Raw genomic sequence first — 3,652 nt, 5'->3', positions numbered from 1 at the left:
ATCGTCGACAATGTCCCCATCGACGGGGATTTTTCGAAAGCCTGGCCCAAGCTGGTCACCGCCTTTCTGCCCGACGGCGAAACGTCGCAGGCGATCTTCTACGAGGACGGGATCATCGAGCCGCTCGGAGGCGCAGAGGCCGCCGCACCTCGAACAGCAAGCTGAACGACCGCACTTCACCGCACGCCTCCGCGTGCGCTTTCTCACTTCAACGACGGCGCCCCGGGATATTCCGGGGCGCCTTTCGCTGTGAAATGCCAGGTGACGGCACTGCGGCGCGCGTTTGCGGAGACGAATTCCGCGCCGGAGCTGCGTGATTCGTTTCGATAAGCTGACTAACTTCGCCCTAGGGTAGTAGTAATCCGAGGCGGCCCCGAGCGTCGTGGGCAAAGGCGAAGGCGAACGCGTGAGGAAGTGCGAAATGGCGAGTGGCGGGTACGCTGCCGTTGCCCGTGGGCTCTACGCCAAGGGAGAAGAGGGACCGATCTTCGGCCCCTTGGATTTCGACATTTCCCGTACAGGGTTGACCGTCTTTTCGGGGCCAAGCGGTTCCGGACGAACCTCGCTGGCTCTCGTTCTCTCCGGTCGCATGGCACCGAACTCGGGAAACCTCGAAGTTGTCGGCCGCACGGCGCGTAAGGATGTACGCCGTCACGTGGCACTTGCCGGTGTCGCCCAAGTCGACGAGCTCGAACGCTCTGTCCGGGTGCGAGACGTGGTCACCGAATCGAAAGCCTGGGCCTCGCCCTGGTATTCCGTCGTCGGCAAGGCGCACGCGGCAGACCTGGAAAAACTGTGCGCGCAAGTCTTCGGCGAGCGCGCGTTGCCCGAGCTCGACATCTACGTGTCCGAGCTTCTCCCGCTGGACGACCTGCTGCTTCGCATCAGCTTTGCGCTCCGCCCTGCCCATGGCACGCCGCCGGAATTGCTGGTCGTCGACGATCTCGAACAGCTCGTCGACGTCGCGGATCAACGTGAAATGGTCGAGATCCTCGCGCGATTGGCTGAAGACATGCCGGTGGTTCTCACCACCGTCAACCCTCTTGGCACCGACTCTCCCGCCCATTTCGCGTTCGCGCTCGATCAGGACCAAGAGAAGACCGGCGACGAGTCGGGCGTACCGGATACAGCCGCATCGGATGCGGACGCGGCCGCGAAGGAGGACGCACAGTGATCGCCGGGTTCCACATCGGAAGCGAACTTCGCCGCTTCGCGCGCGCGAAACTCACCAAGGTCGCCATCGTCGCGATCGTGCTCATGCCGCTGTTGTATTCCTCGCTGTACTTGTGGGCGTTTTGGGACCCGTTTGCGAAGACGGACTCGCTGCCCATTGCACTCGTCAACAGCGACGAAGGCACCGAGGTTGATGGCGAGGAGCTCAATGCCGGCGACGAGGTCATCGCCGGGCTGCGCGATAACGAGAGTCTCAACTGGACCGAGATGTCCGCCGAAGAGGCGAAGAAGGGCGTGTCGGACGCGGTACGTACTATTTCTCGCTTGAGTTGCCGGAGAACTTCTCGAAGGCGGTAGCCTCGCCGAACACCGATCATCCGGAAAAAGCTCGCCTACTCGCCACTTACAACGACGCCAATGGTTACCTGTCCGGTGTTATCGGTGAGAACGCGATGAAGCAGGTGCTCAATTCGGTGAGCGACAACATCAGCGCCCAGGCAGTGGACAAGGTGCTCGTCGGCGTCGTCAACGCCGGCGACGGCATGGCTCGCGCCGCCGATGGGGCCGGGCAGCTCGCCGACGGTTCCGCGGAACTCGAGGATGGGGCGAAACAGCTGGATGACGGCGCCGGAACCTTGCGCGACGGACTCGTGACCGCTCGCGACGGCTCCTCACAGCTCGTCGACGGTACGGGCACCCTCGTCACGGGCGTCGACAAGCTCAAGGGCGGCTCCTCACAGCTGGCCGATGGCACCAGGGAACTCAACACCCAGGTCCAAGGCGCCGCGGGGCAGCTCGACGAGCTTATCTCCGGAACCGCGCAACTCGGCGACGGTGTGAAACAGCTGGGGGACGGTGCCACCGAGATCAACGGCGGCGTCCAGGAACTCAAGGGCATCACCGACCGGGTCGGCGATTTCCAAACCGAACAGGCCGAGAACATCTCCCGTGCCGCGGACGCACTCCGCGGCATCGATAACCCCGAGGTGCAAAAGGTCGTCGCCGATCTCGACGCCGCTGCCGGCCTCGCCACAAGCAGGGGATTGGCGCCCGGCTCGGAGCTATCGACGAAGATCTCCGCTCTCGCCGATGGAACGGCGCAGATGCAATACCAGCTTGCAGACCCCTCGGCACCTTTCCGCGGCGGCATCGACAAGCTCGCGGCGGGGACATCCGCGCTTCCTCCGAAGGTCGACGAGCTCACCACCGGCGTGGCCGCACTCGACGACGGCGCCCACACCCTCGACGAGGGGCTCGGCACAGCGCAGGGCGGAGTCCAGCGCCTTGCCGACGGAGCCACCGAACTCCACGACGGCCACATTCGACTTCTCGATGGGGCGACGCAGCTCCACGACGGGACGGGGCAGGCCGTTGACGGCACAACCCGCCTGCACGACGGCGCGTCCGAGCTACACGAGAAGCTGGATGACGGCGCACGCCAGGTCCCCGACTGGAACGACGATCAACGCGTGCATACGGCGGAAACTCTCGGCGGTCCCGTCGCGCTGGAGGAGAACAACGACTCCGGCAACAACACCTTCGGTTCGGGCCTTGCGCCGTTCTTCATGTCGCTGGCGCTGTTCTTCGGCGGCATCGTCGCGTTCGTTCAACTCAAACCTCTGCAGCCGCGAGCGGTCGCCTCGGGGATCAGCGCGGCGCGTGCAGCTTTCGACGGCTTCCTACCCACGGGGCTCATCTCCGTCGCGCAGGCCGCGGTCGTCGTCGCCGTCACAGTCTTCGCCGTTGGGCTTCAGCCCGACAGCGTTCTCGGTCTCTTCGGCTTCGCGGCGCTCGTCGGCGTCGTCTACATGCTGTTCAACCAGGCCTTCATCGCGGCCCTCGGGCCGGGGCCCGGAAAGGTCGTCGCACTGGCATTCCTCATGCTCCAGATGGTGTCCTCGGGCGGGCTGTATCCGGTCGAGACGCAGGCCAAGCCCTTCCAGATCATGCATCCGATCAACCCGATGAGTTATGCCGTCGACGGCTTCCGGCAGGTGATTTACGGAACCTACGACGAGCGAATGCCGATCGCGATCGTGGTCCTCATCGGCTTCGGGATTGCGGCGTTCCTGCTCACGACGTTCGCCGCGCACAGACAGCGGCAATGGAACATGGAACGGCTCCACCCGGCACTGGCCGGATAACCCGGTAACTCCGGGGAGCGGGGTTGGGGTGCCCCAGGTGAGACTCGAACTCACACTGGACGGGTTTTGAATCCGTTGCCTCTGCCAATTGGGCTACTGGGGCGCGGCGTGCGGCGACGCCGGGGGCGAACTGCCTTTCGGAATTCTACCGCACGTCCGGCGTCAGGAATAAAACACATAGAGTGGGACGCGTGAGTGACGAGAGCAATGGCGCGCAGACGGTAGACGACGGCGAGAAGACGCTTCTCCTGGTGGATGGGCATTCGCTGGCATTCAGGGCGTTTTACGCGATTCCGACGGCGAATTTCTCGACCTCGTCCGGGCAACACACCAAC

The 3,652-nt window shown here is 64.2% G+C and carries 3 protein-coding genes and 1 tRNA gene; 3 read left to right on the top strand and 1 reads right to left on the bottom strand.

The window, feature by feature from the left end; all coding sequences use genetic code 11:
• The first annotated feature begins 421 nt into the window (after positions 1–421).
• Genes K8V11_RS03490 through K8V11_RS03485 form a run of 3 tightly spaced genes read left to right on the top strand, consistent with a single transcriptional unit; the run spans position 422 to position 3,317 of the window.
• Positions 422–1,174, top strand: coding sequence for an ATP-binding cassette domain-containing protein (locus tag K8V11_RS03490; RefSeq protein WP_303910827.1), 753 nt, complete (start codon positions 422–424; stop codon positions 1,172–1,174).
• The gene (locus K8V11_RS14635; protein ID WP_369693027.1) at positions 1,171–1,530 is read left to right on the top strand and encodes a YhgE/Pip family protein; all 360 of its coding nucleotides are present in this window, start codon (positions 1,171–1,173) and stop codon (positions 1,528–1,530) included. Before K8V11_RS03490 ends, K8V11_RS14635 begins: the two co-directional genes overlap by 4 nt.
• Positions 1,503–3,317, top strand: a complete 1,815-nt coding sequence (locus K8V11_RS03485) for a YhgE/Pip family protein (protein WP_369693026.1) — start codon at positions 1,503–1,505, stop codon at positions 3,315–3,317. The genes K8V11_RS14635 and K8V11_RS03485 overlap by 28 nt, the downstream gene beginning before the upstream one ends.
• A gap of 29 nt (positions 3,318–3,346) precedes the next feature.
• On the opposite strand, the gene K8V11_RS03480 is transcribed toward K8V11_RS03485, so the two are convergent.
• Positions 3,347–3,420: transfer RNA gene (locus tag K8V11_RS03480), tRNA-Leu, on the bottom strand.
• Between the last annotated feature and the right edge of the window lie 232 nt (positions 3,421–3,652).

Origin of the sequence: Dietzia timorensis, assembly GCF_020742175.1 — a bacterium.
GTDB lineage: Bacteria > Actinomycetota > Actinomycetes > Mycobacteriales > Mycobacteriaceae > Dietzia > Dietzia timorensis_A.
Note: the sequence above shows the minus strand (reverse complement) of the source record. Positions and strands in the feature narration are given on the sequence as shown.